The 26,730-nt window shown below is 72.6% G+C and carries 24 protein-coding genes; 9 read left to right on the forward strand and 15 right to left on the reverse strand.

The annotated features are described in order from the left end of the window. The first annotated feature begins 133 nt into the window (after positions 1 to 133). On the forward strand, positions 134 to 919 hold the full coding sequence (locus tag ACQEUX_RS17235) for a hypothetical protein (protein WP_433048388.1): 786 nt from the start codon (positions 134 to 136) through the stop codon (positions 917 to 919). 62 nt (positions 920 to 981) lie between these two features. Here ACQEUX_RS17235 and ACQEUX_RS17240 read toward each other — a convergent pair whose 3' ends face one another. The 4 genes from ACQEUX_RS17240 to ACQEUX_RS17255 all read right to left on the reverse strand — a co-directional run bounded on the left by ACQEUX_RS17240 (position 982) and on the right by ACQEUX_RS17255 (position 3,806). Continuing rightward, the gene (locus tag ACQEUX_RS17240; protein WP_433048391.1) at positions 982 to 1,401 is read right to left on the reverse strand and encodes a VOC family protein; all 420 of its coding nucleotides are present in this window, start codon (positions 1,399 to 1,401) and stop codon (positions 982 to 984) included. Beyond that, positions 1,398 to 1,805: a VOC family protein gene (locus tag ACQEUX_RS17245; protein WP_433048394.1), complete on the reverse strand. Its 408-nt coding sequence runs from the start codon at positions 1,803 to 1,805 to the stop codon at positions 1,398 to 1,400. Before ACQEUX_RS17245 ends, ACQEUX_RS17240 begins: the two co-directional genes overlap by 4 nt. A gap of 160 nt (positions 1,806 to 1,965) precedes the next feature. Further along, the gene (locus ACQEUX_RS17250) at positions 1,966 to 3,141 is read right to left on the reverse strand and encodes a sensor histidine kinase (protein WP_433048397.1); all 1,176 of its coding nucleotides are present in this window, start codon (positions 3,139 to 3,141) and stop codon (positions 1,966 to 1,968) included. Then, positions 3,138 to 3,806 (reverse strand): response regulator transcription factor, encoded by a 669-nt coding sequence (locus ACQEUX_RS17255; protein ID WP_433048400.1) that lies wholly within the window; start codon positions 3,804 to 3,806, stop codon positions 3,138 to 3,140. Before ACQEUX_RS17255 ends, ACQEUX_RS17250 begins: the two co-directional genes overlap by 4 nt. Before the next feature lie 140 nt (positions 3,807 to 3,946). Here ACQEUX_RS17255 and ACQEUX_RS17260 point away from each other — a divergent pair, with 140 nt between their 5' ends. After that, positions 3,947 to 5,098, forward strand: coding sequence for a peptidase C39 family protein (locus tag ACQEUX_RS17260; RefSeq protein WP_433048403.1), 1,152 nt, complete (start codon positions 3,947 to 3,949; stop codon positions 5,096 to 5,098). Here ACQEUX_RS17260 and ACQEUX_RS17265 read toward each other — a convergent pair whose 3' ends face one another. Next, positions 5,099 to 6,382 (reverse strand): PQQ-binding-like beta-propeller repeat protein, encoded by a 1,284-nt coding sequence (locus ACQEUX_RS17265; RefSeq protein WP_433048406.1) that lies wholly within the window; start codon positions 6,380 to 6,382, stop codon positions 5,099 to 5,101. Between the two features lie 115 nt (positions 6,383 to 6,497). Here ACQEUX_RS17265 and ACQEUX_RS17270 point away from each other — a divergent pair, with 115 nt between their 5' ends. Next, positions 6,498 to 8,399 (forward strand): hypothetical protein, encoded by a 1,902-nt coding sequence (locus tag ACQEUX_RS17270; protein ID WP_433048409.1) that lies wholly within the window; start codon positions 6,498 to 6,500, stop codon positions 8,397 to 8,399. On the opposite strand, the gene ACQEUX_RS17275 is transcribed toward ACQEUX_RS17270, so the two are convergent. Then, positions 8,396 to 10,216 (reverse strand): hypothetical protein, encoded by a 1,821-nt coding sequence (locus ACQEUX_RS17275; RefSeq protein ID WP_433048412.1) that lies wholly within the window; start codon positions 10,214 to 10,216, stop codon positions 8,396 to 8,398. The two genes, ACQEUX_RS17270 and ACQEUX_RS17275, sit on opposite strands and share 4 nt — an antisense overlap. After that, positions 10,216 to 12,300 (reverse strand): hypothetical protein, encoded by a 2,085-nt coding sequence (locus tag ACQEUX_RS17280; RefSeq protein ID WP_433048415.1) that lies wholly within the window; start codon positions 12,298 to 12,300, stop codon positions 10,216 to 10,218. Before ACQEUX_RS17280 ends, ACQEUX_RS17275 begins: the two co-directional genes overlap by 1 nt. A gap of 155 nt (positions 12,301 to 12,455) precedes the next feature. On the opposite strand from ACQEUX_RS17280, the gene ACQEUX_RS17285 reads away from it, so the two are divergent. Then, entirely contained in the window at positions 12,456 to 13,649 is a 1,194-nt protein-coding gene (locus ACQEUX_RS17285) for a hypothetical protein (protein ID WP_433048418.1), read from the forward strand. A gap of 176 nt (positions 13,650 to 13,825) precedes the next feature. Here ACQEUX_RS17285 and dxs read toward each other — a convergent pair whose 3' ends face one another. The 3 genes from dxs to ACQEUX_RS17300 form a co-directional block, all read right to left on the reverse strand. Then, positions 13,826 to 15,775 carry a 1-deoxy-D-xylulose-5-phosphate synthase gene (gene dxs / locus ACQEUX_RS17290; protein ID WP_433048421.1) on the reverse strand — a complete coding sequence of 650 codons (1,950 nt, stop codon included), beginning with the start codon at positions 15,773 to 15,775 and terminating at the stop codon, positions 13,826 to 13,828. A gap of 161 nt (positions 15,776 to 15,936) precedes the next feature. Next, a complete protein-coding gene (locus ACQEUX_RS17295; RefSeq protein WP_433048424.1) occupies positions 15,937 to 17,097 on the reverse strand; it encodes an anhydro-N-acetylmuramic acid kinase in 1,161 nt (386 codons plus the stop codon). A gap of 71 nt (positions 17,098 to 17,168) precedes the next feature. Next, entirely contained in the window at positions 17,169 to 18,095 is a 927-nt protein-coding gene (locus ACQEUX_RS17300; RefSeq protein ID WP_433048427.1) for a LysR family transcriptional regulator, read from the reverse strand. Positions 18,096 to 18,357: 262 nt separating this feature from the next. On the opposite strand from ACQEUX_RS17300, the gene ACQEUX_RS17305 reads away from it, so the two are divergent. The 3 genes from ACQEUX_RS17305 to ACQEUX_RS17315 all read left to right on the forward strand — a co-directional run bounded on the left by ACQEUX_RS17305 (position 18,358) and on the right by ACQEUX_RS17315 (position 19,715). Then, positions 18,358 to 19,059 (forward strand): type 1 glutamine amidotransferase domain-containing protein, encoded by a 702-nt coding sequence (locus ACQEUX_RS17305; RefSeq protein WP_433048430.1) that lies wholly within the window; start codon positions 18,358 to 18,360, stop codon positions 19,057 to 19,059. A gap of 246 nt (positions 19,060 to 19,305) precedes the next feature. Further along, positions 19,306 to 19,518, forward strand: coding sequence for a hypothetical protein (locus ACQEUX_RS17310; protein WP_433049913.1), 213 nt, complete (start codon positions 19,306 to 19,308; stop codon positions 19,516 to 19,518). Further along, positions 19,464 to 19,715, forward strand: coding sequence for an SDR family oxidoreductase (locus ACQEUX_RS17315; protein WP_433048433.1), 252 nt, complete (start codon positions 19,464 to 19,466; stop codon positions 19,713 to 19,715). Before ACQEUX_RS17310 ends, ACQEUX_RS17315 begins: the two co-directional genes overlap by 55 nt. 183 nt (positions 19,716 to 19,898) lie before the next feature. Here ACQEUX_RS17315 and ACQEUX_RS17320 read toward each other — a convergent pair whose 3' ends face one another. Next, on the reverse strand, positions 19,899 to 21,122 hold the full coding sequence (locus tag ACQEUX_RS17320; RefSeq protein WP_433049916.1) for a class I SAM-dependent RNA methyltransferase: 1,224 nt from the start codon (positions 21,120 to 21,122) through the stop codon (positions 19,899 to 19,901). A gap of 64 nt (positions 21,123 to 21,186) precedes the next feature. Next, entirely contained in the window at positions 21,187 to 23,274 is a 2,088-nt protein-coding gene (locus ACQEUX_RS17325) for an APC family permease (RefSeq protein ID WP_433048436.1), read from the reverse strand. 164 nt (positions 23,275 to 23,438) lie between these two features. On the opposite strand from ACQEUX_RS17325, the gene ACQEUX_RS17330 reads away from it, so the two are divergent. Both ACQEUX_RS17330 and ACQEUX_RS17335 read left to right on the forward strand, forming a co-directional pair. After that, positions 23,439 to 24,104: a potassium channel family protein gene (locus ACQEUX_RS17330; protein WP_433048439.1), complete on the forward strand. Its 666-nt coding sequence runs from the start codon at positions 23,439 to 23,441 to the stop codon at positions 24,102 to 24,104. A 3-nt stretch (positions 24,105 to 24,107) separates the two neighbouring features. Next, positions 24,108 to 24,797 (forward strand): potassium channel family protein, encoded by a 690-nt coding sequence (locus tag ACQEUX_RS17335; protein ID WP_433048442.1) that lies wholly within the window; start codon positions 24,108 to 24,110, stop codon positions 24,795 to 24,797. Between the two features lie 51 nt (positions 24,798 to 24,848). On the opposite strand, the gene ACQEUX_RS17340 is transcribed toward ACQEUX_RS17335, so the two are convergent. The 3 genes from ACQEUX_RS17340 to ACQEUX_RS17350 all read right to left on the reverse strand — a co-directional run bounded on the left by ACQEUX_RS17340 (position 24,849) and on the right by ACQEUX_RS17350 (position 26,709). Beyond that, positions 24,849 to 25,532 carry a DUF3159 domain-containing protein gene (locus tag ACQEUX_RS17340; RefSeq protein WP_433048445.1) on the reverse strand — a complete coding sequence of 228 codons (684 nt, stop codon included), beginning with the start codon at positions 25,530 to 25,532 and terminating at the stop codon, positions 24,849 to 24,851. A gap of 25 nt (positions 25,533 to 25,557) precedes the next feature. Continuing rightward, the gene (locus tag ACQEUX_RS17345) at positions 25,558 to 25,938 is read right to left on the reverse strand and encodes an OB-fold nucleic acid binding domain-containing protein (protein ID WP_433048448.1); all 381 of its coding nucleotides are present in this window, start codon (positions 25,936 to 25,938) and stop codon (positions 25,558 to 25,560) included. Positions 25,939 to 26,052: 114 nt separating this feature from the next. Continuing rightward, the gene (locus ACQEUX_RS17350) at positions 26,053 to 26,709 is read right to left on the reverse strand and encodes a DUF3710 domain-containing protein (protein WP_433048451.1); all 657 of its coding nucleotides are present in this window, start codon (positions 26,707 to 26,709) and stop codon (positions 26,053 to 26,055) included. Between the last annotated feature and the right edge of the window lie 21 nt (positions 26,710 to 26,730).

Genomic DNA, 26,730 nt, shown 5'->3' on the forward strand with positions numbered 1-26,730 from the left:
CCCTGATGGACGGGCCGACCACCGCGACCGTTTGTGATCAGTCGGCCGCCGAAGGGGGCGTGTGCAGGGGCAACGCCGGGATCCTCACCGCGTTAAGATCACGCACTTTGCATCCTCAACTTGGAGCTGACTGATGTCCCAGCCGCCGGCCAACCCCTACGGCCCGCCGCACGATTCCCCCAACCCGCCGCAGCAGCCCGGTGGTTGGCCGCAGCAGCAGGGCTACCCGCCGGCGCCGCAGCAGCCCGGTGGTTGGCCGCAGCAGCAGGGCTTCCCGCCTGCGCAGCCGGGTCAGCCCTACGGTGACCCGAGCCTGACCGCCGGCCCGCCGCCAGCGAAGAAGTCGAAGGCCGGCAGGATCGTGCTGATCGTGCTGGCCGTGGTTCTGGTGCTCTGCCTCGGCGGCGCGGCGATCACCTGGTTCGCGGTGAAGGACGACGTGGGCGACGTCGTCGACGCCACCAAGACCCGGGTGGTCGCGCCGGCCACCCTCGCCGGCCGGCCGAAGATCACCGATCCGCAGCTGCAGACGGCCGCCGACCAGTTGGTCGCCGGGATGAAGGCGGAGGTGCAGGGCGAGACCAGCACCGTCGGCGCCTTCTACGGGGATCCGACCAAGCAGGACATGGTCATGATCGCCGGTGTGTCGGGGCTGCTGGCGGACCCGAAGAAGGAGTTGGACGGCGCCATCGACGGTCTCTCCAAGGAGCTGACGCTGACCAACATGGCGCCGGTCGAGGCCGGCCCGCTCGGCGGTGAGGCGCGCTGCGGCGACGGCAAGGCCGAGAGCGTGCCGCTGGGCATCTGTGTCTGGGCCGACAAGGGCAGCCTGGGCATGGTGGTGATGTACTTCAAGTCCGCCGACCAGGCGAAGGCCGAGTTCACCACGATCCGGGGCCAGGTCGAGCAGCGCTCCTGAGCCGTACGACCGGGGCCCCGGCCACCTTCGGGTGACCGGGGCCCCGTGCCGTCCGCCAGCGGTCAGGCCGGTTCGGCAACCTCCGCTGCGGCCCGCGCCGCCGCTGCCGCCGCCCGCTCGGCCGCGTTGCCGAGCACGCAGAACTCGTTGCCCTCCGGGTCGGCGAGCACCACCCAACCCCCACCGGTCGGGCCGACGTGATCGGCCACGTGCACCGCGCCGATGCCGAGCAGCCGCTCGACCTCCTCGGCCCGGGTCCGGTCGGCGGGTTGCAGGTCCAGGTGTAGCCGGTTCTTCACCGTCTTACCCTCGGGCACCGCGATGAACAGCACCTCCGGGCCGCCCGGCGGCAGGAGCATCGCCTCCGGGTCGCCGGGGAAGTCGTCCGGCTGCCGGGGGCAGTCGAAGACCTGCGACCAGAAGCCGGCCAGCGCGTACGTGTCGTGACAGTCGATGCTGATGTTATGGATGATCGAACTCACGGCTGGTCCTCCACAGTGGTGGATGAGACACGCTCCCCGGCGCTGCGGAGCACGCAGAACTCGTTGCCTTCCGGGTCGGCGAGCACCGCCCAGCCGGTCCCGTCGGCGTTCCGTCGGTCGGTGACCATGGTGGCTCCGAGGCCGAGCACCCGCTCGACCTCCTCGTCCCTGGTCCGATCGGCAGGTTCCAGGCAGATGTGCAGCCGGTTCTTGGTCACCTTGTCTTCCGGCACCTCTTGGAAGAACAGGTTGGGGGTGGCGTCGTCCGGCGGCAGCAGGGCCGCCTCCGGGTCACCCGGGGCGTCCTCGGAGTGCCGGGCGTACCCGAGCACGGCGGCCCAGAAGCCGGCCAGAGCGTACGTGTCGTGACAGTCGAAACTGATGTTGCGGATCCGTGGATACACGGGTGTTCCCTCCGTGCTGGATGGGACGCTCCGCCTCCGGGGGTCAGCCGAGGGAGACCCGGGGTGCGGAGCCAGGAATGGTGGACATCGACGCACCCCCCTTCGACCTCGAGCTGACCCCACGGATCTTGCCATCGGCCGAGCGCCAGACGCAACCCGTTCAGCCGGGGATGGACACCGGGCCGTTCACCGCCGGAGCGTCCGCCGACGGCAGGGTGACCGTCACCTCCAGGCCACCGCCGGGCTGCGCGATCACCCGTACCGTGCCGCCGTGCGCGTCGCAGACCGCCCGGACGATGGACAGCCCCAGGCCGGAGCCGCGGGCTCCGGTGCGTTCCCGGCCGCCGCGCCGGAACGGCTCGAACAGCCCTGGCACGTCGGCCTGGTCCACCTCGAAACCGGTGTTGCCCACCACCAGCCAGGACCGGTCGCCGTCGGTGCCGGTACGCACCCAGAGCCGGCCATGCAGGTGGTTGTAGCGGACCGCGTTCTCGATGAGGTTGCCGGCCAGCCGGTCGAGCAGCCCCGGGTCGCCGACCACCGGTGCGGACTCCAGTGACGTCTGCACCCGCAGGCCGATCCGTTCCACCTCACGGCGCATCGCCGACAACGCGTTGGCGGTGCCGGCGGCGAGGTCACACTCGGTGCGCCGGCCCAGCCGCCGCCCGGCCTGCGCCTCGCTGCGGGCCAGCACCAGCAGCGCGTCCACCAGGCCGTTGGCCCGCTCGGACGCGTCGCGGACCACGGTGGCCATCCGGCGGTACTCGGCGGTGTCCGCGTCGTCGTCGCTGAGTGTCACGTCGATCTCGGTCCGCATCACGGCGAGCGGGGTACGCAACTCGTGCGAGGCGTTCGCCACGAAACGCTTCTGCGCCTCGAACGCGGACGCGATCCGGTCCAGCATGGCGTCGAACGTCTTGGCCAGCTCGGCCACCTCGTCGTCGGCGCCCGAGTAGCCGATCCGCTGGTCCAGGGTCGCCTCGCCGAGCCGCTGGGCGGTCGCGGTGACCTGGTGCAGGGGGCGCAGCGCCCGACCGGCCACCGCGTACGCGCCGGCCACCCCGACCACGCTGATCGCCAACAGCGCGACCAGCCCCTTGGCCAGCAGTTCCCCGGACGCGGCGTCGACCAGTTGCCGCTGCCACTGCGCGGCGTCCAACGACCGACCGTCGGCGAGCACCACGGTCGTGCCCGGCAGCAGCTCGTCGGTGGGACGCAACGCGTCACGAACCAGCAGCCAGGCCAGCAGCACGAGGATCGCCCCCGCGCCGATCAGCAGCACCCCGTTGAGCAGGGTCAGCCGCAACCGCAGGGTGGGCCGCAACCGGCGGCTCATGCCCCCACCTCGGCCGTGCGGTAACCCGCGCCGACCACCGTCTCGATCAGCGGCGGGTCACCGAGCTTCCGGCGCAGCGTCATCACGGTGACCCGGACGATGGTGGTGAACGGGTCGGTGTTCGCGTCCCAGACCCGTTCCAGCAGTTCCTCGCTGGAGACCACCGCGCCGCGCGCCTTGAGCAGCTCGCTGAGCACCCCGAACTCCTTGTTGGTGAGGTCGACCGGCACCCCCGCCCTCGTGGCCACCCGGCGGGCCGGGTCGAGCACCAGGTCGGCCAGTTCGAGCACCGGCGGAGCGGCCGGGGTGGCCCGCCGGCCCAGCGCCTGCACCCGGGCGACCAGCTCGTCGAAGGCGAACGGCTTGGGCAGGTAGTCGTCCGCGCCGAGCTGCAAACCCTCCACCCGGTCGGCGACGGTGCCGCTCGCGGTGAGCATCAGCACCCGGGTCAGCGCACCGGAGGCGGCCAGGTCCGCGCAGATCTGGTCACCGTGCACGCCGGGCAGGTCGCGGTCCAGCACCACCACGTCGTACCGGGTGACGAACGCCGCCTCGTGACCGGCGTCCCCGTCGTACGCCACGTCGACGGCCATTCCCCGCTTGCGCAACCCGCGCACGATCGCATCGGCGAGGTTGCGCTCGTCCTCCACCACCAGTACCCGCATCCCGGCCTCCTCGCTGCTGACCACCGACAACCTAGTGCCGGCTGGCAAACCATCGTCCCTCGCCGCCCGCGCCGGTCGGCGTTGCGGACCATCGCGGCGTACGCGATGCTGTCCGGCACCGAGCGACGGACGGACCTGTCATGACCATCGCGGCACCACCCACCCGGCGGAACATCGCCTACCGGGGCTTCCACCTGCCGGCGGACACGACGGCCGGCAGCGCCGTGGGCCTGCTCGCCACCGCCCGGGGGCTGGCCCTCGACGGTGCCGTCCAGCGGGGCAGGTGGACGTCACCGCCGGTGCGGGTCGGCTTCACGGTTGCCGAGGTGGTGCCGTCCTGGACCGCCGACACCCCGGACGGCTGCTGGATCGAGGTCGAACTGCGCGGCTGGCACGGTGACACGCCCCGCACCGACTGGTACCGGCTGGCCCGCTGGGCGGCCGACGACAACGCGGTACGACGCACGTCGGTGCCCGGGCAGCGCGACGGCGACGCCCGGGTCGACACCGACACCCTGATCCTGACCGGGGCGACGGTCACCGGTTGGCAGGCGCGGGTGACCCTGTGCCGGCCGCCCGGCAGCCCGACCGGCCCGCTGCTGCGCAGCATCGGCGCGGTCGCCACCGGCCCCACCCTGACCGGCCCGACCGACGAGCGGGAGCCCGCCTCGACCGCCGCCCGTGGCCGGGTGCTGGACGTTCCCCGCTACTCGCAGCGGCTGCACGCCGGCCAGTACCCGCAGTGGGGTGGTGGCGGCGACTCCTGGTGCAGCCCCACCTGCACGTCGATGGTGCTCGCCTACTGGGGTGCCGAGCCGGCGCCGGAGCACTACGCCTGGGTGGAGCCGTCCGGCCCGCGTCCGGTGGTGGTGCACGCCGCCCGGCACTGCTACGACCACGCGTACGCCGGGGCCGGCAACTGGCCGTTCAACACCGCGTACGCCGGTCTGCACGGGGTGGACGCGTTCGTCACCCGGCTACGGTCGCTGGTCGAGGCGGAGGCGTTCATCGCCGCCGGGATCCCCCTGATCGTCTCCGCCGCGTTCCGGGCCGACGAGGTGCCGGGGCTCGCCTACGACACCGGTGGGCACCTGATGGTGCTTGTCGGTTTCACCACCGACGGCGACCCGGTGCTCAACGACCCGTACGCCCCGGACGACGACACGGTCCGTCGCACCGTGCCCCGACGGCCGTTCGAGGCGGTCTGGCAGCGCGGCAGCGGAGGCGTGGCGTACGTGCTGCGACCCGCGTCGGTGCCGCTACCCCCGCCGCCCGCCCAGGCCAACTGGTGATCAGTCGGGCAACTCCCACACTTTGAACGAGGCGTCCACGTGCCGGCACCGTAGTTGGTCGGCGATCACCTGACACTCGCCGGTGGCATCCGGGAGCACGTCCAGCATGCGCGCTGTCCCGGCACGGACGTCCAGCTCCGCGACGAGCAGCCCACCGTCCGGGTGCCGGCGCACGCCGATCAGCGGGCCGTCGCGGCCGAACTGGGCCAGCTCCCAACGGCCCAGCTCGGCCAACACCCGGCCGGTCATCGGATCGAGCACGACGAACTGCTGAAGCGCGGTCTCCGAACTGTCCAACGTGCTGGTCAGCAGCCGTCCATCGAGTGGGGACGCCCACGCCCAGCGGTCGCCGCGCCACCGCAACTCACCGGTCGCGCGGTCGACCGCCCGCAGCTCGGCGGTGCGGCTCTGCAGACACAGGACCGGGCCGCAGTCCTCCACGAAGTCGACTCGGCCGAATGTGCCGCTCCAGCGCCGATCCAGCCCGTCCAGCCCGTAGGCGGTGACCCTGACCGGGTCTTCACCGACGGTCAGCAGCAGATCGTTCACCACCGCCACGTACCCGAGCGTCCCGCCGCCGGCCGGGCGCAGGTCGGCCCGGGCCAGCACGGCGCCGGTGCTCGCGTCGCGTACCTCGGTCGGGCCGTCCACCCGGTTGAGCACCACCCGGTCCACCCCGGGGCCGGTGTCCCGGACATCGATCCAGTCGGCGGCGTCGGGTAGTTGCCAGCGCACGGTGCCACAGCAGGGGTCGACCACGCGCAGGCTCTGCGGCTCGTCATCGCCGCCGGTCTGCAGCAGCAGGTTGCCGTCGGCCAGCCTCCTGGCGCTGCCCGGTTGCTGCCACCGGTACGCGCCGGTCGCCCGGTCCAACGCCACCGTGAGGGCACCCTGACTCTCGGGGCCGATCTCGTACCCGGTGGCCAGCAGCATCCCGGCCAGTGGTGCGACTGCCCAGTACCGCGCCGCCGTCGGCAGCGACGCCTGCCAGACCGGGTCGCCGCCGGGCAGCCGAAACGCGGTCAGCCGCTGCGGCTTCTGTACGTCGTTGGCCCCATCAATGGCCACGAGCAGGTCACCGAGGACCACGACGTCAGCCCCGGCCGAGCCCGGCAGCGTCACCACAGCCCGCCGGGGCGGCGGCGCGGCGGCGGAGGCGAGGGTGGCCAGGACGAGCAGCAGGACCAGCGCGAGACGCAGCGGTCGGCCGTTGGCCCGGGGTGGTCGGGGCAGTGGAATCGGGTCCTGCCCGTGCCGCAGCTCGCCGAGGTCGATGATCGACAACGACCGTCCTTCCGTCACCGTGTACGGCTGGCCGACGGGTCATCGTCCGGCAAACCGACCGTGGGCACACTGGCCCGGCAAAAGCGACGCAACCTCGCCTGTACGATGGCGCGTCGTGGCCGTGCCGGTGGTAGACCCTTCGCTGAATTCCGTGACCGACGTCGACCCGGCCGAGGTCGCGCCGACACGGCGGCCTCGACGCCGCCCGGCCCGAGCCGACCTGTTGGCCCTCGGAGCCTATGTGCTGCTGGGCATCTTCGTCTGCCTCAACTACTGGGGTGACGTGACCGGTCGGGTCTCCTCGCACCTGCCCACCGACCACAGCTGGTTCGAGTGGCTGTTCGCGCACGGCGCGTACTCGGTGCGGCACCTGGAGAACCCGCTGTTCACGGCCCAGCAGAACGCCCCGGACGGGGTGAACATGATGGCCAACACCTCGCTGCTCGGGGTGACCCTGCCGCTGGCCCCGCTGACCATGCTGCTCGGCCCCCAGGTGATGTACGCGCTCTACCTGGGCGGGGCGTTGGCGGCCACCGCCGGCACCGGCTACTGGATGCTCTCCCGCCACCTGGTGCGCTCCCGGGCGGCGGCCTTCGTCGGAGGTGCCTTCCTCGGTTTCGCGCCGGGAATCATCCACCACGCCAACGGCCAGCCCAACTTCGTGTCCAACTTCCTGCTGCCGCTGATCGTGGTGCGGGTGCTGCGCCTGGGCGAGCCGGGTCGCTGGCGGCGCAACGGGCTGGTGCTCGGGGCGCTGGTGGCGTACCAGATCTTCATCAACGAGGAGATGTTGCTGCTCACCGCGCTGGCCTGCCTCGTCGTCGTGCTGGCGTACGCCGTGCAGCGGCCGGCGGCGACGTGGGCCGCCGCCGGCACGTTCCTGGCCGGGCTCGGCGTCGCCGGTGGGCTGGCCCTGCTGCTGACGGCGTACCCGATCTGGTTCCAGTTCAATGGCCCGCAGTCCTACCGGGGTCTGCAGGGCGGCGTCTTCCACAACTGGGGCGAGGACCTGGTCGCCTTCGTCACCTTCGCCCGCGACACCTGGGCCGGTGACCCGGCGGTGGAGAAGACGATCGGTCTGACCGAACAGAACACCTGGTTCGGCTGGCCGCTGGTGCTGCTCTCGCTGGTGGCTCTGGTGCTGCTGGTGCGCCGGTCGCTGGCCACGCGGATCGTCGCGGTACTCATCGTGGTGTTCACCGTGGCCGCGATCGGGCCGTGGGTGCGCTTCAACGGCGTGGAGACCGGCGTGCGCGGCCCGTGGTCGTACGTGCCGGACGACCTGCCGCTGGTCGAGATGATGATGCCCACCCGGTTGACGCTGGTGGTCGCCGCCGCGGTGGGCGTACTGCTCGCGCTGACCTGGGACGCCGCGCACCGCCAGGGGCGCCCGGTGACCGACGGGCCCCGGGTGCCGGCCCAGCGTGCGGGCGAACCGGCCCCGACGACGTCCGACGAGCCGGCCACGCCCGCGCCGGCCACGGCGCGCCGTCGGTGGCTGCGCCCGGTGGGGTACGCGGCGGTCGCCCTCGCCGTGCTGCCGCTCTTCCCCCGGCCGCTGCCCGCCCAGCAGGTGGACCCGCCGCCGCACTTCATCACCGCCGGTGGCTGGCGGTCGTACGTACCGGCCGGCCGGACCCTGGTACCGGTGCCGATCCCGAGCAACGTGCACGGCCTGCCGACGCTGCGCTGGAGTGCGCTGACCGGGCAGGAGTTCCCCGTCCCGGGCGGCTACTTCATCGGCCCGAACGAGGTGGGCGAGGGGGTCTTCGGCGCGCCGAACCGGCCCACCAGCAGTCTCATCTACTCCACGATGGACCGGGGCACGGTCCCGGTGCTCACCGACGAGAACCGCCGCCAGGCCGTCGAGGATCTGCGCTTCTGGCGCGCGTCGGTGGTGGTCCTCGGGGCGCACCCGCGCGAGGCGGTGCTGCGCGAGCTGGTCACCGGCCTGATCGGGCCGCCGCAGCGGGTCGACGACGTCTGGGTCTGGGACGTCCGCGCCCTGGTGGGTTAACCGACCCGGTCCCGGACGTCCCACAACCAACCGCCGTCGACCGGCCGGCCTGGGCCCAGCAGGTCATCGACGGTACGGCGGACCGGACCGCCGTGCTCCAGCCGGCCGAGCACCACCACGGCCGCACGCCAGTGCCGCAGGTCCTCGACGGCCTGGCGACGGTCGGTGTCGCTGAGTACCGGCACCGCGCCGGTCTCGGCCACCCGGCGTAGCAGCACCGACGTGGGTCGGTCCGGTGCGCCCCAGCGGGCCGCCGGGTCGTCCGGGCCGCTGGGGCCGATGAAGTAGCCGCCCGGTGCGGGGAACGCCAGACCGGTACGGGCGGACCAGAGCATCACCGGGCTGCGCCCGGCACCGGTGACCGGAGGCACCGCGACCACCGTCCGGCCGGGCGGCACCAGCGGACGCCAGCCGCCGTCGGCGATGAACGCCGGCACCGGCGCGACCGGCACCGTCCGGATCGGCGTCGGCACCAGGGGCAGCAGCGCGGCGGCCACCGCACCGGCCCACAGCAGCCGTACCGGCAGCCCCGGCGCGGTAGCTCGGCGCACGGCCCGGACCCGGTCCAGGGAGAGCGCCACCAGAACACCCAGCACCGGTACGCAGACCAGCGCGAACCGGGCCGGCACCGCGAGGTCGAGCAGTGGCAGCTCGGCGACCAGCCGGTACGGCCCCGGAACACCGGTGGCGTTGCCGTCCACCCGCACCTCGGTGCCGAGCGAGAGCAGGGCGAAGACCACGCCACAGCCGGCCAGCGCCCGGACCAGTGGTCGTCGCCCCAGCCACATCACGATCACCACGGCGAGCACCAACAACCCCGGGCCGAAGAACGAGTTCTCCTCGGTCGGGTTCGGCGCGAGCAACCCCGGCAGCCAGTCGTCACCGAGCACGGTCTGCCGGGCCGACGCGGTGAACGACGCGGCGTCCAACTGGAAGGCGTGCGTGGCGAACGCCATCCCCGAGTAGTACTGCGGGCCACGGAACTGAAACCACAGCGGATACGCCAACAGCACCCCCGCCACCCCGGCCGCCACCGCCAGCCGGCCGAGGAGAGCCGGTGCGAGCCGCCGGGCGGCCGCCCGGTCGGCGAGCGCGTAGCCCAACGCGAACACCCCGGCCGCGAGTGCCAGAAAGACCAGCACCTCCTCGCCGATGAAGACCTGCCAGACGAGCAGCAGCCCGAGGCCGACTCCCGGTCGCCACACCCCGTCGGGTTGGCCCTTCCCGTCGGGTTGGCCCTTCCCGTCGGGCGGGGCGGGGCGGAACACCAGGGCGAGGATCGGGGGCACCAGGAACTGCGCGGCGATGTGCAGGTGCGCGCCCGCCTGGGCGATCATGCCCGGGGCGAAGCCGCAGATCAGCCCTCCGGCCACGGCAGCGCTGCGGCTGGTGACCAGCCGGCGGCGCAGCAGCGCGTACCAGGCGGCGGCGGTGCCGGCGAGACAGCAGACGACCGCCACGCAGAACGCCGCCTGCGAGCCGAAGAGCAGGGTGACCGGGGTCAGCGGGACACCCAGGCCGAGCACCGAGGTGTTCGCCATGAGGTTGACCCCGTCGGGCGCGTTCAACCCGGCACTGTAGAGCGGGTTCTGCCCCTCCACCACCGCGTGGGCCGCGTGGGCCAGCATCCACTCGAAGAGGATCTGGTCACCCGCCTGGTGGAACAGCCGCCACGGGTGACCCCACTGCGTGCTGGTCAGCACCATGGCCAGGCCCAGATAGCCGACCACCACCAGCACGTCCGGAAGCCAGGCCGGCCGGGACGTACGGCCCGCCGCCGGAGTCGACGTGGCCGGGGACGTCGTCCCGGTGGTCATCAGACCGAGCGGTCGGTGAGCGCCCGGACGTCCCAGACCCAGACATCCAGCTCCTGGCGCCCCGGGCCGACCAACTCCTCGACCGTACGCCGCAGCGGCTCCGCGTTCTGCTGCCGCACCGGCAGCACCAGGATCGCCGCCCGCCAGTGCCGCAGCTCGTCGGTGAATCGACGGCGCTGCCGGTCGTCGAGCTTGGGCGTACGACCGGTCGTCGCCACCTCCTCCAGCATCTGGCCCACCCCACTGGGTCGGCCACCGAACCGTCCCGGGTCACCGGTGTTGCCGTTGCGGGGCGCGAGGAAGTACCCGCCGGGGATCTTGAAGTCGAGGTTGGTGGCCGCCGCCCAGCGCATGCCGTGCGTGTTGCCCATGCTGGGCACCGGGATCGGCACCAGCGTCTGGTCCGGCCCGACGTACGCCCGCCAGCGGTCGGCGGTGATGAAGTCCGGCACCGGTGGCCGGCCGACCATCCGCAGCGGCATCGGCGCGATCGGCAGCAGCGCGAACGCCAGGCCCGCGGCGGTGAGCATCCGTACGGTGCGCCGGTCGGCCGGGCGCAGCGCCCAGGCCCGCTCCACGGCGAGCGCGAGCAGCAGACCGATCACCACACTGGTGATCAGACCGAACCGGGTCGGCACCACGGCATCCAGCAGCGGCAGGTGGACCAACCACTGCCACGGCCCGGTGACCAGTTCCCGGTCCCACCAGGAGACCCGCTCGCCGAGGGAGAGCACGGCGAAGAACACGCCGGTCACCGCGAGCGCGCGGACGATCAGCTCCCGGCGCAGCCAGACCACGATGCCGATGGCGAGCATCGACAGGCTCCAGCCGAAGAAGGCGTTCTCCTCGGAGTAGTTGGGCGCCAGGTTGATGTTGGCTCGCTGGTTGCCGCCGAGGGTGGGCGAGCCGGGGGCGAAGAAGGCGGCGATGTCGTTGCCGTAGTCCTTCACCGCGTCGCTGAGCCCGTGGTAGGCCATCGGCCCGGCGAACTGCACGTACAGGGGGTACGCCAGCAGCGCCCCGGCCAGCAGCGCGCAGGTCACCACGCCCGCGCCCAGGGGCCGCCAGGCCGTCCGCCAGCGGGCCGGCTCCTGGACGAGCACGGCCAGCAGGAACACCCCGCAGGCCAGCGCCGTGAAGAGCAGGATCTCCTCGTTGATGAACGCCTGGGCGGTGACCAGCAGAGCGAGCAGCGCCCCGTCCCGGACCGGCCGGCGGGACCGGGTGAGGACCAGTACCCGCCAGACGATGAACGGCAGCAGGAACTGGCTGATGATGTTCGGGTGCCAACTGGCGTGCGAGAGCATCGCGGGCGAGAACCCGCAGAACCAACCGCCGACCGCCGCCGCGAGCGGGGTACGCACCAGGTGGCGGGAGAGCATGAGGTACCAGGCCATGGCGGTGCCGGCGAGACCGAGCGTCACCAGCACCACAAAGGAGACCGCCGGCCCGAAGAGCAGCGTCACCGGGACCATCGGGATGCCCAGCGCCAGCACGGCCGTGTTGGCCATCAGGTTGACGCCGTCGGGGTAGTTGAACTGCTCGGTGTAGAAGGGGTACTCGCCGTGCAGCACCACGCGTACCGAGTGGGCGAGGAAGAACTGCACCTGGGCCGGGTCCCCGGTGTAGAGCGAGGCCACCCGGCCGGACGGGTCCAACCAGATCCGGCTGGTCACCCAGAGCGCGGCGAGCAGGAACAGCCCGCCCACCGCGAGGTGCTGCCGGCGCCGAGTCCACCGCCACCGCCACCGCGTCGGTACGGCCGCAGTGTCCTCGGCCTGCGCCGTGTTCTCGGCCGGCGTCTCGTCTTCGGCCGGCGTCTCGTTCTCGGTCGGCGTCTCGTTCTCGGTCGGCGCTGCGGGCTCGACCGGCGCCTCGGTGGGGGCCGGCGCGGCGGTCTCGGCAGGCGCGGCGAGCGTGGAGCCGACGGAGTCGCGGGGCTCGGCCGGTGCGACGGATGTGCTGGTCAGCGCGGCGGGGCCGGCGAAAACGCCAACCGGAGTGCGGTAACTCACCATCTCATCGGAGCCGGCTGCGGCCTCCGGGTGCGGCGCGGGCAGGGCGCGGGACTCGGCAGGCGTCACAGTCGGCGGAGTCTACCGGAGCAACGAAAACACCCTAAAGCCCCGGTGGTGTCCAATGTGGTGGGTCGGGCGACGGCCACCTGAGGCCCCGCATCGGACATCTCGTACTATGGCGCTTTCCGACAGCGACGGCGAGGCGATCGGAGGCGGGCCAGGTGACTCCAGGCCGTCGGTACGGCAGGGCGCTTCCCGTCCTGCTGAGCGCGCTACTGGCCACCACGGCCTGCGGTCCGGTAGCGGACCGGAAGCCGCAGGACCTGCGGGTCGGGTACGACAGCCTGGACGGCGCGCTGGCAGTGTGGCCTCCCCGAGGCGACCTCTCGGATGACCGCGCGGCGACGGCAGCCATCACCCGGGCGGTGCGTGGCTGGCGGTCGCCGGCCGACGACCGCGCGCACCTACCCTCGTCCGGCATCCTCTTCTCCGGCCGGGTCGACGGCGCCCCGGTGGCCCTCGTGGCCGCCGACGTCCCCGGCGAGAGCGCGTCCTGGCTGCTGCAACTCACCCGCGACGGCGACCGGTACGCGGTGACCCGCGCCAGCGAGTACACCGACCCGGGTTACCTCGTCTACTCCGACGTACTGCCGGTGCAGACAGCCGGCGGCCGGCGTTACCTGGTCTCCGCCCGGGTGCAGACGCTGGTCGGGCCACAGAACCGGACGTTGACCGTCGCCGACGGCCTCAGCGCGCCGGTCGACGTGCCGTCCTGCACGGCTGTCGCGGTGATCGCGACCCTGCGGACCACCGAGTCACTGCCCCGTGGACGGGCCGCCGATCGGCTGCTCGACCTGGGCACCGGCACCGTCGATCCGCGCTACCCACTGGTCCGCGACGAGTCCGGCACGGGCCGGCGGGCACTCACCGGCCTGGACACCTGCGTGCTGGCGGGCGACCGGGGCCCGTTCGGCAGCATCCCGCGCCGGATCGGTGACCGGGAGGCGCCGCGCTCGGTGCCGACGTCCTGGCCGATGGCGAAGCTCACGGTTCGCTCGCTCGGCGAGGTCGCCCTCGGCGGTGGCGAGGCAGCCGAGTTGCAGCAGCTCAGCTGGGACACGGACGCCGGCGCGATGACCGCGGTGGTCTACCGGCCGGCCGACGGGAGCGCGCCTGTCGTCTCGCCCGCCGACCGGGCCACCCCGTTGCAGGCGTACCAGTTGCCGGTGCCCGGTCAGCCGCTGGTGGTGCTCAGCTGGCGCCCCACCCGGGACAGCTCCCTGTCCGTCCCACCGGGCACTCCCCTGCTGGTCGAACGCCCCGGCCTGGCGGTCATCCCCAGCCCGCCGCGCACCCAGACCTACAGCCTCGCCAACACCGACAAGACCCACTACCGCTCAGTAAAACCCAACTAACCCCACCCCCACCCCCGCGATCTTGCACTTTCTGTCCCGACAAGTAGGGCAAAGCACGCGTCGCGGCGACAGAAAGTGCAAGATCGCCGCAGCAGAGGGGGCAGGACCGGGGCGGGCGCGGAAACGCGACGGCGGGCGGCCCCGGGAGGGGTCGTCCGCCGTCGTTGCGCCGTGGATCAGTTCTGCGCGGAGGCGTTGCTGGTGGGGGTCAGGCGGTCCGGGGTGGCGTCCAGGCCGGAGATCCAGCCGGTGACGTCACGGGCCACATCCTGGGCGGTCAGGCCCAGGTCCGCGAGAATCTGAGCGCGGGTGCCGTGTGGGTGCCAGTCGGCCGGTACGCCCAGGTCCTTGAGCGGTACCCGGACGTCGGCGTCGCGCATCGCCTGGGCGAGCGCGTCGCCCACCCCGCCGACCCGGACGCCGTCCTCGACGCTGACCACGAGCCGGTGGCGGGCGGCCAGGTCGACCAGCTCCGCCGGGACCGGGCGCACCCAGCGCGGGTCGACGACGGTGACCCCGTAGCCCTGCTCGGCGACCCGGGCGGCCACCTCCATGCCCAGCTGGCCGAAGGAGCCGACGGCGACGAGCAGCACGTCGGTACGCGCCGACTCGGCCAGCACGTCGACCGGGCCGACCCGGCGCAGCGCCGGCAGGTCCGCGGCGACCGCACCGGTCGGGAAGCGCACCACGGTGGGGCCGTCGTCGACGGCCACCGCCTCGCGCAGCTCCTCCCGCAGCGTGGCGGCGTCGCGGGGAGCGGCGATCCGCAGCCCGGGCACCACCCCGAAGACCGACATGTCCCAGATGCCGTAGTGGCTGGGCCCGTCCGGGCCGGTGATGCCCGCCCGGTCCAGCACGAAGGTCACCGGCAGCTTGTGCATCGCCACGTCCAGCAGGACCTGGTCGAAGGCGCGGTTGAGGAAGGTGGCGTAGACCGCGACCACCGGGTGCAGGCCGCCGAGCGCCAACCCGGCCGCCGAGGTGGCGGCGTGCTGTTCGGCGATGCCGACGTCGTACACCCGCTCGGGGTACTTGCGGGCCAGCTTGGCGATGCCGGTCGGCTCGGCCATCGCGGCGGTGATGCCCACCACGTCCGGCCGCTCGTCGGCGACGGCCAGCAGCTCGTCGGCGAAGACGTGGGTCCACTTCACCGACGGGGCGGCCAGCAGCGCACCGGTCTCGACGTCGAAGGCGCTGCTGGGGCCGTGCAGGCAGTCCGCCTCGTCCTCCTCGGCCGGGCGGTAGCCGTAGCCCTTGCGGGTGACCGCGTGCACGATCACCGGGCCGCCGAAGTTCTTCGCGGCGCGCAGCGCCGACTCGACGGCGGCCACGTCGTGCCCGTCCACCGGGCCCACGTACTTGATGCCGAGGTCCTCGAACATGGCCTGCGGGGCGACGGCGTCCTTGATGCCCTTCTTGACCGCGTGCAGCACCTCGTACATCGGCTTGCCGACCAGCGGGGTCGAGCCGAGGGCGTCCTTGACGGTGTCGAGGACCTTCTCGTAGCCGGGGTTGAGCCGCAGCGAGGAGAGGTGGTCGGCGAGGCCGCCGATGGTCGGCGAGTAGGACCGGCCGTTGTCGTTGACCACGATCACCAGGGAGTTGCCGGCGGTGGCGATGTTGTTCAGCGCCTCCCAGCACATGCCACCGGTGAGGGCACCGTCGCCGACCACGGCCACGACGCTGCGCGCCTCACCGCGCAGGGCGTACGCCTTGGCCAGGCCATCGGCATAGGAGAGCGCGGTGGAGGCGTGCGAGTTCTCGATCAGGTCGTGCTCGCTCTCCGCCTGGCTCGGGTAGCCGGAGAGGCCACCGCGCTGGCGGAGCTTGTCGAAGCCGGCCTGGCGCCCGGTGAGGATCTTGTGCACGTACGCCTGGTGGCCGGTGTCGAACAGGAGCCGGTCCCGGGGGGAGTCGAAGACGCGGTGCATGGCCAGCGTCAGCTCGACCACACCGAGGTTGGGTCCGACGTGCCCGCCGGTGCGGGAGACCTTGGCGATCAGGAAGTCCCGGATCTCCGCGGCGAGGACGTCCAGTTCCTCGCCGGACATCCGCTTGACATCCTGCGGACCGCGCACCGTCTCCAGCAGCCGGCCGTGGTTGGCCGTGTCCTCTTCAACACTCATGACCGGAGAGTCTATCGGCCGGCCGGTACTCCGCAGCCTGGCCCGAGCCCCGCGCATCCGGACCGGGTCCGGACCCGGCGGTTGAGCACCTGGTCAGGCACCTCCCGGTCGGTTCCGGGCGATCCGGCGGCGCGCCTGGTCAGGGTCGGCCGCACCGCTGGTCAGGCCCGGATGCGCAGGCGGCGCGGCGGGTCGGCCGGGCTGCCGGGGTACGCCGGCCCGGCCGGTGTCCACGAACCGAGCACGGCACCCCGGGTGGCGCCGGTCACCGACGGGATCGAACCGGGCAGCCCGTGCCAGGACAACCAGCCGAGCAGCGCGAAGGCGTACGCCTCCTTGGCCTGCGCGGGGACACCCAGCTCGTCGCTGCCGCGCAACCGCCACCGGCCGGCGCCCAGGGCGCTGAGCCGTCCCAGCAGGGTGGGGTTGCGCACACCACCACCGGCGGCGACCACCTCGACCACACCGTGCCGGTCGCACTCGGCGGCGACCACCCGCGCGGTCAACTCGGTCAGCGTGGCCAGCAGGTCGTCCACCGGCACCGGCGCACCGAGCGCGGCAAGATGCCGGTCCAGGTAGCCGGCGTGGAACAGCTCCTTGCCGGTGGACTTCGGCGGCGCCGCCGCGTAGTACGGCTCGGCCAGCAGCGCGGCGAGCAGCCCGGGGTGCACCCGGCCGGCCGCGGCCCGCTCGCCGTCGAGGTCACACGGGCGGTCCAGGAAGCGTCGGGCCGCCGCGTCCAGCAGGGCGTTGGCCGGGCCCACGTCGTACCCGAGCACCGGGGCCCCCGGCGCGACCACGGTGAGGTTGGCGATGCCGCCGAGGTTCAGCGCCGCACGCGGCCCGGCGGCACCGTCGAGCAGCAGCGCGTCGAAGGCCGGCACCAACGGCGCGCCCTGCCCGCCGACGGCGATGTCCGCCGATCGCAGATCACTGAGCACCGGTACGCCGACCCGGGCGGCCACCCGGGCCACCGCGCCCAGTTGCAGGGTGCCCAGGGCCACCCCGTCGGCGATCCAGTGGAAGACCGTCTGACCGGGTGAGACCACCGCGTCGGCCCGCCCACCGGCCAGTTCGAGGCCGACCGCTGCCGCCTCGGCGAAGACCTCGCCCAGACGGTTGTCGAGCCGGCAGACGGCCTCGATGGTGGTGGCCGCCGGAGGCAGGAGCGCGGCGATCTCGGCGCGCAGCCCCTCGTCGTAGTCCAGGCCGCGGTGCCCCAGCGGACGCAGCCACAGGGTGTCCCCCTCGGTGGTGAACTCGGCAGCCACCACGTCCACCCCGTCGTACGACGTCCCCGACATCAACCCGACGATCCGCATCAACGAAGGGCCCCCGGTCGACTCTCGGAAGGCGGGAGCAGCAGCCCGACCAGCTCGTCGGTCCGGACGGCTCACAAGCCGTCCCACCGGCGAGCCGCCTGCCGCAGGGTGTCGCGGAGCACGGTGACGGCCGGGTTTCCCGGGGCGCCCCGGCGGACGGTGAGGTAGAGGGTGTTCAGCGGGGCCACTTCCGGTTCGTGGAGCTGCACGACCGTCCCGGAGTGCAGTGCGGGCGCGGCGATGTAGCGCGGCAGGACCGAGATCCCCGCGCCTGTGACCACCGCCTCCAGGACCGCCCGCAGGTCGGAGACGACGAACGCCACCGGATTCGGCGGGCGCCGGCCGAACTCACTGCGCCAGTAGCGCCGCACGATGGGCAGCTCGTCGGCATACGCCACCAGCGGGAGGTGCGCCAGCGCCGCCACCGGTTCCCGGCCCAGCCGCTCGGCGTCTACGGTGTGGGCCATCGCGGGCGGCGCGACGAGCACGAACTCCTCGTCCAGGAAGGCCTCCGCGTGGAGGGTGTCATGGGTGGGCCGTACCGCCGAAACGACCAGGTCCAGCCGGTCGGCCGCCAGTGCGGACAGCAGGTCGTCGGCGAGGCCGAGCACGGCGTGCACGCGTACCCCCTGCCGGGCCAGGTCGGCCAGTACCGGGGTGGCGCGGAGCGTCATGAACTCGGCGGCGGCACCGACGCGCACCGTCCCTCCGAGCAGCGGTTCGTCGGACGGTCCCAAAGCGCTGCGGAGCCCGTCCACGTGTCCGCTGACGCGTGTGGCAAGCATCGCTGCCCGCTGTGTCGGTGTCACGCCTCGGGAGGAGCGCACGAACAGGGGCTCGCCGAGCTGCTCCTCCAGGCGTGCGAGCTGGCCGCTCACCGCCGGCTGTGTGAACCCGAGGCGTTGCGATGCCGCCGACACTGACCCGGCCCGGTAGACCTCCAGGAAGGTCAGCAACAGATCGAGACTCGGCAGGCCGCCGCGTTTTTCCTGTACCACCCGCACAGCAAAGCACGAGGTTTGTCGTTCGTCCCGCCGCACCCGGGCCGCGACGCTCCTCCTGGCCGCGGCAGCCCTCCGTCCTCGGGCTGATCGTCTACGTGGGTCTCCTCGGCCTTGACGGGGGCACTGCCATAAGAATTCTTATGACCCGCTGGATGCGGCAGAACTAATTCCCAGGGAGGCTGGTGTTGCCACGAGCACTGCAGCCACCAAGCGCATGAAGCAAGGCTGCGACTCCCTCTCACACTGGAGTAAGACAATGCCGAAGATCCTGATGATCCTCTCGGGTGCGGACAGCATGACGCTGGCGGACGGTTCCTCGCATCCCACGGGCTACTGGGCCGAGGAGGTCGCCGCCTCCCACGAGGCTCTGATCGCCGCAGGAGCCGACGTGGCGGTAGCGACGCCCGGCGGGGTGATGCCGACCGTCGACGCGCTCAGCCTCGACGAGCGCGGAGGCGTTTCGGCGGAGGACGCGCGGCGGTTCCGTGCCTACCTCGACGGCATCGCCGATCAGCTCGGCACCCCGCTGCCCCTGGCCGAGGTGCGACTGGACGAGTACGACGCGCTCTACATTCCCGGTGGACACGCTCCGATGGTCGACCTCGCTGGTGACAGCGACCTGGGGCGCCTCCTCAACGACGCCAATGCACGGGGAAGGTTGGTGGCCGCCCTGTGCCATGGTGTGGCGGCGTTGCTCAGCGCGTCCCAGTTGGACGGCTCCTTCGCGTTCGCCGGCCGCGCCCTCACCTCGTTCACCGACGAGGAGGAGCGTCAGGGCGGCCTCGGCGACAACACCCCGTACTTCGTGGAGAGCCGCCTCCGTGAGCAGGGAGCCGACGTCCGGACCGGCGCACCGTGGAGCGACACGGTCGTCACCGACGGCAACCTCGTGACCGGGCAGAACCCGCAGTCCAGCACGTCCACAGCCCAGGCGGTCCTCAAGGCTCTCGCCGGCTGACGAGGCTGACCGTGCCCGCGCGGCGGAGGGCTACGCGGTCGCTTGGCCGCACATCGCCCGTCACCTTCTGCCCACCATGTACCCGGCCATGTCGGGCGGCCTCATCTGAGATGAGAACCCCATGACCGATAACGCCCTGAACAAGGAACTGGACCACATCGCGATCCGCGCCTACGACCTCGACGCCTCGGTCGAGTCAACGTCCTCAGCGGGGTGCGGCTGGCGCGTCAGTACATGCCGGGGATGATGGAGCGCGGTTTCGGACGCGTGGTGTTCGTCTCCAGTGAGACGGCTGTGGACACCCCGCTGGACATGGTCCACTACGGCGTGACCGAGACCGCGCTGCTGGCGGTGGCCAGCGGGCTGGCAAGGCGGCGGCAGGCACCGGCGTCACGGTCAACTCTGTGCTGCCCGGTCCCACGCACACCGAGGGCATCGAGGAGTACATCACCGCTCTGATTCCCGAGGCGGCGTCCTTCGACGCCGCGCAGCGGGAGTTCATCGCAAGCTACCGCCCGACGTCGCTGCTACAGCGGTTGATCCGGCCGTCCGAGGTCGCCGACCTGATCGTGTTCGCCAGCTCTGCGCAGGCGTCGGCGACCACGGGCGCCGCGCTGAAGGTCGAGGGCGGCACCCTCAACTCCCTCACCCCGTGACGCACAACGGGAGACCTGGTGTGGTTTCGCGCCCGAACCCCGCTGGGTCTCCCGCCCGTACTCCTCGCCGGAGGATCACGCTCCGCACCCTTCACGGGCCGTCGCCGATCCACACCAGTGACAAGGCACCGTCCCGGCTGCCAGAGAGGCGCCAGCAGCAGGCGAGCCAATCGAAGTCGCAGGTCAAACGGCCTTTGCGGCCGGTTGAAGGATCGCGACGCACTCCACGTGCTGCGTCATCGGGAACAGGTCGAAAACGCGCAGCGCCTCCAGCCGCCAGCCCAGCTCGGCGAACGTCCGCACGTCCCGGGCGAAGGCGGCCGGGTCGCAGGCCACGTACGCGACCGCCCGCGGGCCGGCGGCGGCCAGTGCGCGCACCACCGGGGCGCCCGCGCCGGAGCGCGGCGGGTCGAGCACCACCACGTCGACCGGGCCGGTGATCCGTCGGCGGGCCAGCGCGGTCTCCACCCGGGCCGACACCACCTCGACCGTGGGCAGGTCGGCCAGGTTCTCCCGGGCGGCGGCGACGCCCTGCGCCGCGGCCTCCACGAGGGTCACCCGGCCGGTCGCACCGACCCGAGCGGCCAGCCCGGCGGCGAACAGCCCGGCGCCGCCGTAGAGGTCCCAGGCGACCTCGCCCGGCTGTGGGTCGAGCAGCTCCAGCACCGCCGTGGACAGGGTGTCCGCCGCAGCCGGGTGCACCTGCCAGAACGCGGACGCGGGCAGCGTCCAGTCCCGTCCGGCGGCCACCTCGCGAACCTCGGTCGGCCCGCTCACCGGGGTGGGCACGCCGTCGCGGACCTCGGTGACGGTCACGTCCCCGCCGGTGCTGGCGACGGTCTCCACCGCCTCGGCGGCGGTCCAGTGCGCGCCGGTCGGGGTGAGCACCGGCAACTGCTGGATGGCCGGATGGGCGATCCGGCAGCGGTCGATCGGCACCACCTCGTGCGAGCGGTGTTTGAGCAGGCCGGCCCGGTCCGCGGCGTCCACCGCGTAGCGGACCCGGGAGCGCCAGCCCAGCAGCCCGCCGGGCAGCGCCTCGACCCGGACGCCGAGCCGGTCCAGTTCGGCGTCGGTCAGCCCGCCGAGGCGGACCAGCTGTTCCCGCACCACGGCGGCCTTCCAGGCCAGTTGCGCGTCCGGGGCGACGTGCTGCAGGTCGCAGCCACCGCAGGCGCCCGGCTTCGCGTACGGGCAGGGCGGCTCGACCCGGTCCGGTGAGGGCTCCAGCACGGTCACCGCGTCGGCCCGGACGAACCCCCGGTGCACCTCGGTGACCTCGACGACGACCCGTTCACCGGGCAGCGCGTGCCGAACGAAGACCACCTGCCCGTCCACCCGCGCCACGCAGTGCCCGCCGGGGGCGACCGCGTCGACGGTCAGCTCGACCCGTTCCGCCTCGGCCAGGCCACGCTCGGGTGCCGAGGGTGCCGAGGGTGCCGAGGGCGTCGCGGTCCCCTGCCCGCCCGGCTCAGTCACGGCCGTTCCCCGCTGTTCCGCTGTCCACCGGACCACCCTCGCCGGGCGACGGGGCGGAGACCACCGGCGGGGCGGCGACCAGCGGTGGCACCGCGCCCCGCGGCCCCCGCGCCGGGGTCCGGGACAGCATGGCGTCCAGCCGGTCCAGGTTCTTGCTCGCTGTCGACGCGAGCTGCCACGGCACGCTGACCACCATCACCCCCGGTTCGAAGAGCAGCCGGCCCTTGAGGCGCAGGGCGCTCTGGTTGTGCAGCAGGTTCTCCCACCAGCGGCCGACCACGTACTCGGGGATGAAGACGGTGACCACGTCCCGGGGCGACTTGCGGCGGGTGGAGGCGACGAAGTCCAGGATCGGTCGGGTGATCTCCCGGTACGGCGAGTCGATCACGGTGAGCGGGATGGCCATCTCCCGCCGCTCCCAGTCGGCCTGCAGGTCCCGGGTGTCCTTCTCGTCCACGTTCACGGTCACCGCGGTGAGCGTGTCCGGCCGGGTGGCGCGGGCGTACGCGATGGCTCGCAGGGTCGGCTGGTGCAGCTTGCTGACCAGCACGATCGCGTGGTTGCGGGCGGGCAGCACGGCGCGCCCCTCGTCCGGCGGGGTCAACTCCCGGGCGACCCGGTCGTAGTGCCCACGGATGGCCAGCATCAGCACGTAGATCACCGCCATCGCGGCGATCGCGATCCAGGCGCCGAGCAGGAACTTGGTGACCAGCACGATCACCAGCACCGTGCCGGTCAGGCCCGTGCCGAACGTGTTGATGGCCCGGGAACGGTACATCCGGCGGCGTGCCTCCGGGTCCCGCTCGGTTCGCAGGTGCCGGTTCCAGTGCCGGATCATGCCGGCCTGGGAGACGGTGAACGAGACGAAGACGCCGACGATGTAGAGCTGGATGAGCCGGGTCACCTCGGCCTGGAAGCCGACGATCAGCACGATCGCGAAGAGGGCGAGGAAGACGATGCCGTTGGAGAACGCCAGCCGGTCGCCGCGGGTGTGGAACTGCCGGGGCAGGTAACGGTCCTGCGCGAGGATCGAGCCGAGCACCGGGAAGCCGTTGAACGCGGTGTTCGCGGCCAGGAACAGGATCAGCGCGGTCATCCCGGCCACGACGTAGAGCAGGATCGAGCCGGAGCCGAAGACCGTCTCGCCGAGCTGGGTGGTGACGGTCTTCTGCACGTACCCCTCGGGGCCGGAGACGATCTGGAGGGCCGGGTCCTCGACGAACTGCAGGTGGGTCAGCCGGGCCAGCCAGATGATCCCGACGAGCAGGCTCACCGCGATCGCACCCAGGAGCAGCAGCGTGGTGGCCGCGTTGCGGCTCTTCGGCGCCTTGAACGCCGGCACGCCGTTGGAGATCGCCTCGACTCCGGTGAGCGCGGCGGCGCCCGAGCTGAACGTCCGTAGCAGCAGGAAGATCAGCGCGAAACCGGTCACGCTGTGCTCTGCCTGGATCACCAGGTCGGCGCTCGGCGCGCGGAGTTCGTCGCCCAGCACGAAGACCCGGACCAGCCCGGTGAGCAGCATTCCGCCCATCACGATCACGAAGCCGTAGGTGGGGATGGCGAACGCGGTGCCCGACTCGCGCAGCCCGCGCAGGTTGACCGCGGTCAGCAGGACCACCGCGATCACCGCGATCATGACCTTGTGGGTGGCTACGAACGGCACCACCGAGCCGAGGTTGGCCACCCCGGAGGAGACCGACACCGCCACCGTGAGCACGTAGTCGACGAGCAGGGCGCTGGCCACGCCGACACCGAACTTCGGGCCCAGGTTGACCGTGGCCACCTCGTAGTCGCCACCGCCCGAGGGGTAGGCGTGCACGTTCTGCCGGTAGCTGGCCACCACGGTCAGCATGACCACGACCACCGCCAGCGCGATCCATGGCGAGAAGACGTACGCCGAGGCTCCGGCGATGGAGAGGGTCAGCAGGATCTCATCGGGCGCGTACGCGACGCTGGACAGCGCGTCGGAGGCGAACACGGGCAGCGCGATGCGCTTCGGCAGGAGGGTGTGCTGCAGTCGGTCGGACCGGAACGGTCGACCGAGGAGCAGTCGCTTCAACAGCGAGGTGGGACTGGCCACGAACGCCAAGAGTACGACCACCGTGGCGGGAGCGCGGGGGTGGGCGATCTCGGCCGTTTGGCACGACGGGGTACGGTCGGTCCCCGCTCCCCACCGGGACGTGGCAGGCTCGCACTCGGAAGGCCACCGGCAGCGGGAGCGGTACGCACCTTGGGAGGGACAGCGTGCACGTCGTGATCATGGGGTGTGGCCGGGTCGGGTCGACCCTCGCCCACAGCCTGGAGTCCCGAGGGCACTCGGTGGCGGTGATCGACCAGGACGCCGACGCCTTCCGTCGGCTCGGCCCCGACTTCGCCGGGATCACGGTGACCGGGGCCGGCTTCGACGGTGAGGTGCTGCGAGAGGCCGGCATCGAGCGCGCGGACGCCTTCGCGGCGGTGTCGAGCGGTGACAACTCCAACATCATCTCGGCTCGGCTGGCCCGCGAGACGTTCGGCGTGTCCCGGGTCGCCGCCCGCATCTACGACCAGCGCCGGGCGCAGGTCTACGAGCGGCTGGGCATCCCCACCGTGGCGACCGTGCGCTGGACGGCCGACCGGATGCTGCGGCACCTGGTGCCGGAGGGCAACGTGGAGATCTTCCGCGACCCCACGAGCACTGTGTCGATCGTCGAGGTGCCGGTGCACAAGGAGTGGATTGGCCGGTCGGTACGCACGCTGGAGGACGCGGCCGGCGCGCGGGTGGCCTACCTGATCCGCTTCGGCATCGGCACGCTGCCCACCGGCTCCACCGTCGTGCAGGAGGGTGACCAGGTGTTCATGCTGGTCAGCGATGACATCGTGGCGACGGTCACGTCGGTGGCGGCGACGCCGCCGGAAGGGGGGCAGTGAGCCATGCGGGTCGCCATCGCGGGTGCGGGCAACGTGGGCCGCTCGATCGCCCAGGAGCTGATCGACAACGGCCACCAGGTGATGCTGATCGAACGCCAACCCAAGATGCTGCGCCCTGACCGGGTGCCGGCCGCCGAGTGGGTGCTGGCCGACGCGTGCGAGCTGGCCAGCCTTGAGGAGGCCAACGTCGCCGGGTGCGACGTGGTGGTCGCGGCGACCGGCGACGACAAGGTCAACCTGGTGCTCTCACTGTTGGCCAAGACCGAGTTCGCGGTGCCCCGCGTGGTCGCCCGGGTCAACCGGGCCGAGAACGAGTGGCTGTTCACCGAGCAGTGGGGCGTGGACGTCGCGGTGAGCAAGCCGCGGGTCATGGCCGCGCTGGTCGAGGAGGCGGTCACCGTCGGCGACCTGGTCCGGTTGATGACCTTCCGGCAGGGCGAGGCGAACCTGGTCGAGATCACCCTGCCGCCGACCGCGCCCTACGTCGGTCAGCCGATCCACGCGGTGCCGCTGCCCCGCGACGCCGCGCTGGTGGCGATCCTGCGCGGCAAGCGGGTCCTGGTGCCCAGCCCGGACGACCCGATCGAGGCCGGCGACGAGTTGGTCTTCGTCTGCACCGCCGAGGTGGAGGACCAGGTCCGTGCGGTGATCCTCGGGCCGGACAGCGTCGAGCGGACCCGCGGGTCACGCTGAGCCGGGCGGACGCGCGCTGGGCGGCCGGGTGGCCGGGTGGCCCAGCGCCGCTCAGGCGCCGGGCAGCGGGGTGGGCTGTGGCTCCCGGGTGACCCGGCGCACCGTCCACACCGTGATCAGCAGCAGCAGCGCGTACGGCGGGTAGCCCAGGACCAGCCGGGCCAGGCCCAGCGCCGTGTCCTGGTGGGCCAGGTAGAGACCGGCCTGCACGCCCACCTTGGCCAGCCAGACCACCCCCCAGAGCACGGTCAGCTGGGTGAAGGTGCGCACCAGCTTCGGGTCGTGCCGCCACTCCGAGCGGCCCTTGGCGACGAGCACCGACCAGATCCAGCCCACCAGCGGCTGCCGGATGGCCGCCGAGACCAGCAGAGCGATGCCGTAGCCGATGCCGTAGAGGATGCCGGGGAGGTAGAAGTCCCGTTCGTCGCCGGTGCGCCAGGCGATGGCCGCCCCGACGCCGACGCCGAACAGCCCGTTGACGGCGTGCCGGATCGGCCGGCGCTGGGCCAGCCGCAGCCCGGCGATCAGCAGCGCGACCGCGACCGAGGCGATCACCGCCGGCCGCAGCTCGCCGATGATGTTGGCGATGACGAAGACCACGACCGGGATGCTGGACTCGACCAGCCCTCGCCAGCCGCCGAGCTGATCGGCCATCTGCTCGGCGATCGTCGGCAGTCGCTCCTCGTCCTCGGGGCCGGTCTCCGGCTGTGCCGCCCGGTCCTGTCCCGTCGTCATCGCCGGCCTTCCGTTCGCAGCGCCCTCACTTCGGCAAGTCCAGCTCGTAGTAGGGGTTGTAGATGACCTTGTGGTCGTCACGCACCGCCACCCGGCCACGGGCGGTCAGGTGCCGGCCCGGCTCGATCCCGGCGATGTGCCGTCGACCCAACCAGACCAGGGTGACCACGTCGGTGCCGTCGTACAGGTCGGCCTCGAGGGTGGGCAAATTGGTGCGCGGCGTGTAGACCACCGTGCGCAGCCGGCCAGCGACCGAGACCAGCTGACCCCGGGAGCACTGCTGGGCCGGGATGCCGCCGCACTCGGCGCTCTCCCGGCGCAGCTCCTGCGCGTCGATCTCGGCCTCGCTGGCGGTGAACCGTTGCAGGATCCGCCGCAGCGACACCCGGCTCTCGTCGGTCGTCATGACCTCCGCGTCACCCTCTCCACGCTCGCCGAACCCGGCCGGCCCCGGCGGCGCCGGAACCGTGCCGCCAGCGTACGCCGACGGGGCTGGTTCCGGCGGGCCGGTGCGCGCGGGTCAGACCTGGCGCGGCTCGGCGGCGTCGGCGCCGGCCTCGGCCTGGTCCGCGATCTCCCGGGGCAGCCGCAGCGGCAGCGGCTCCCGGACCGGCTTCGCTTCCTGGCCACGGTCGACCACCAGGCCGTCCAGGCACTCGACGAGCGGCCCGGCCGCGGCCGGATCGGTGGCCACCGGGCCCTGGAACACACCGCGGACCATCCAGCGCGGCCCGTCGACGCCGACGAACCGCAGGTTCGTCGGACCGTCCGGGGTACCCACCTGGGCGTGCAGCTCCGGGCCGTACTCGCCCTCGACCTCCTGCGCGCTCGCCCCATCGCGGAGCAGCGACTGGCGGATCTCCTCGCGCACCTCGTCCCAGATCCCCTCGGACCGGGGGGCGGCGAAGACACCCAGCTGGAGAGCGTTGTCCCCGTGCACCAGCACCACCTGCTGGATCACGCCCTGCGGGTCGGCCTGCACCCGCACCTCCACCTCGGCGATCGCCGGGATGTGCAGGCTACCCAGGTCGAGCCGCTGCACGTCGGCGTAGCTCTCGGAGATGTCGTACGGGCCGCGCACCAGCGCCGGCGCCGCGTCGCCCTGGTCGGGGACCTCGGCGGCCCGCTCGTCGCGGGTGCCCCGCTCGGCGTCGACCCGCTTTCGGGAGAAGATCACTGCGCCCACCCTCCGCTGTTC

It is taken from the genome of Micromonospora sp. CA-259024, assembly GCF_050936255.1.
Lineage (GTDB): Bacteria > Actinomycetota > Actinomycetes > Mycobacteriales > Micromonosporaceae > Micromonospora.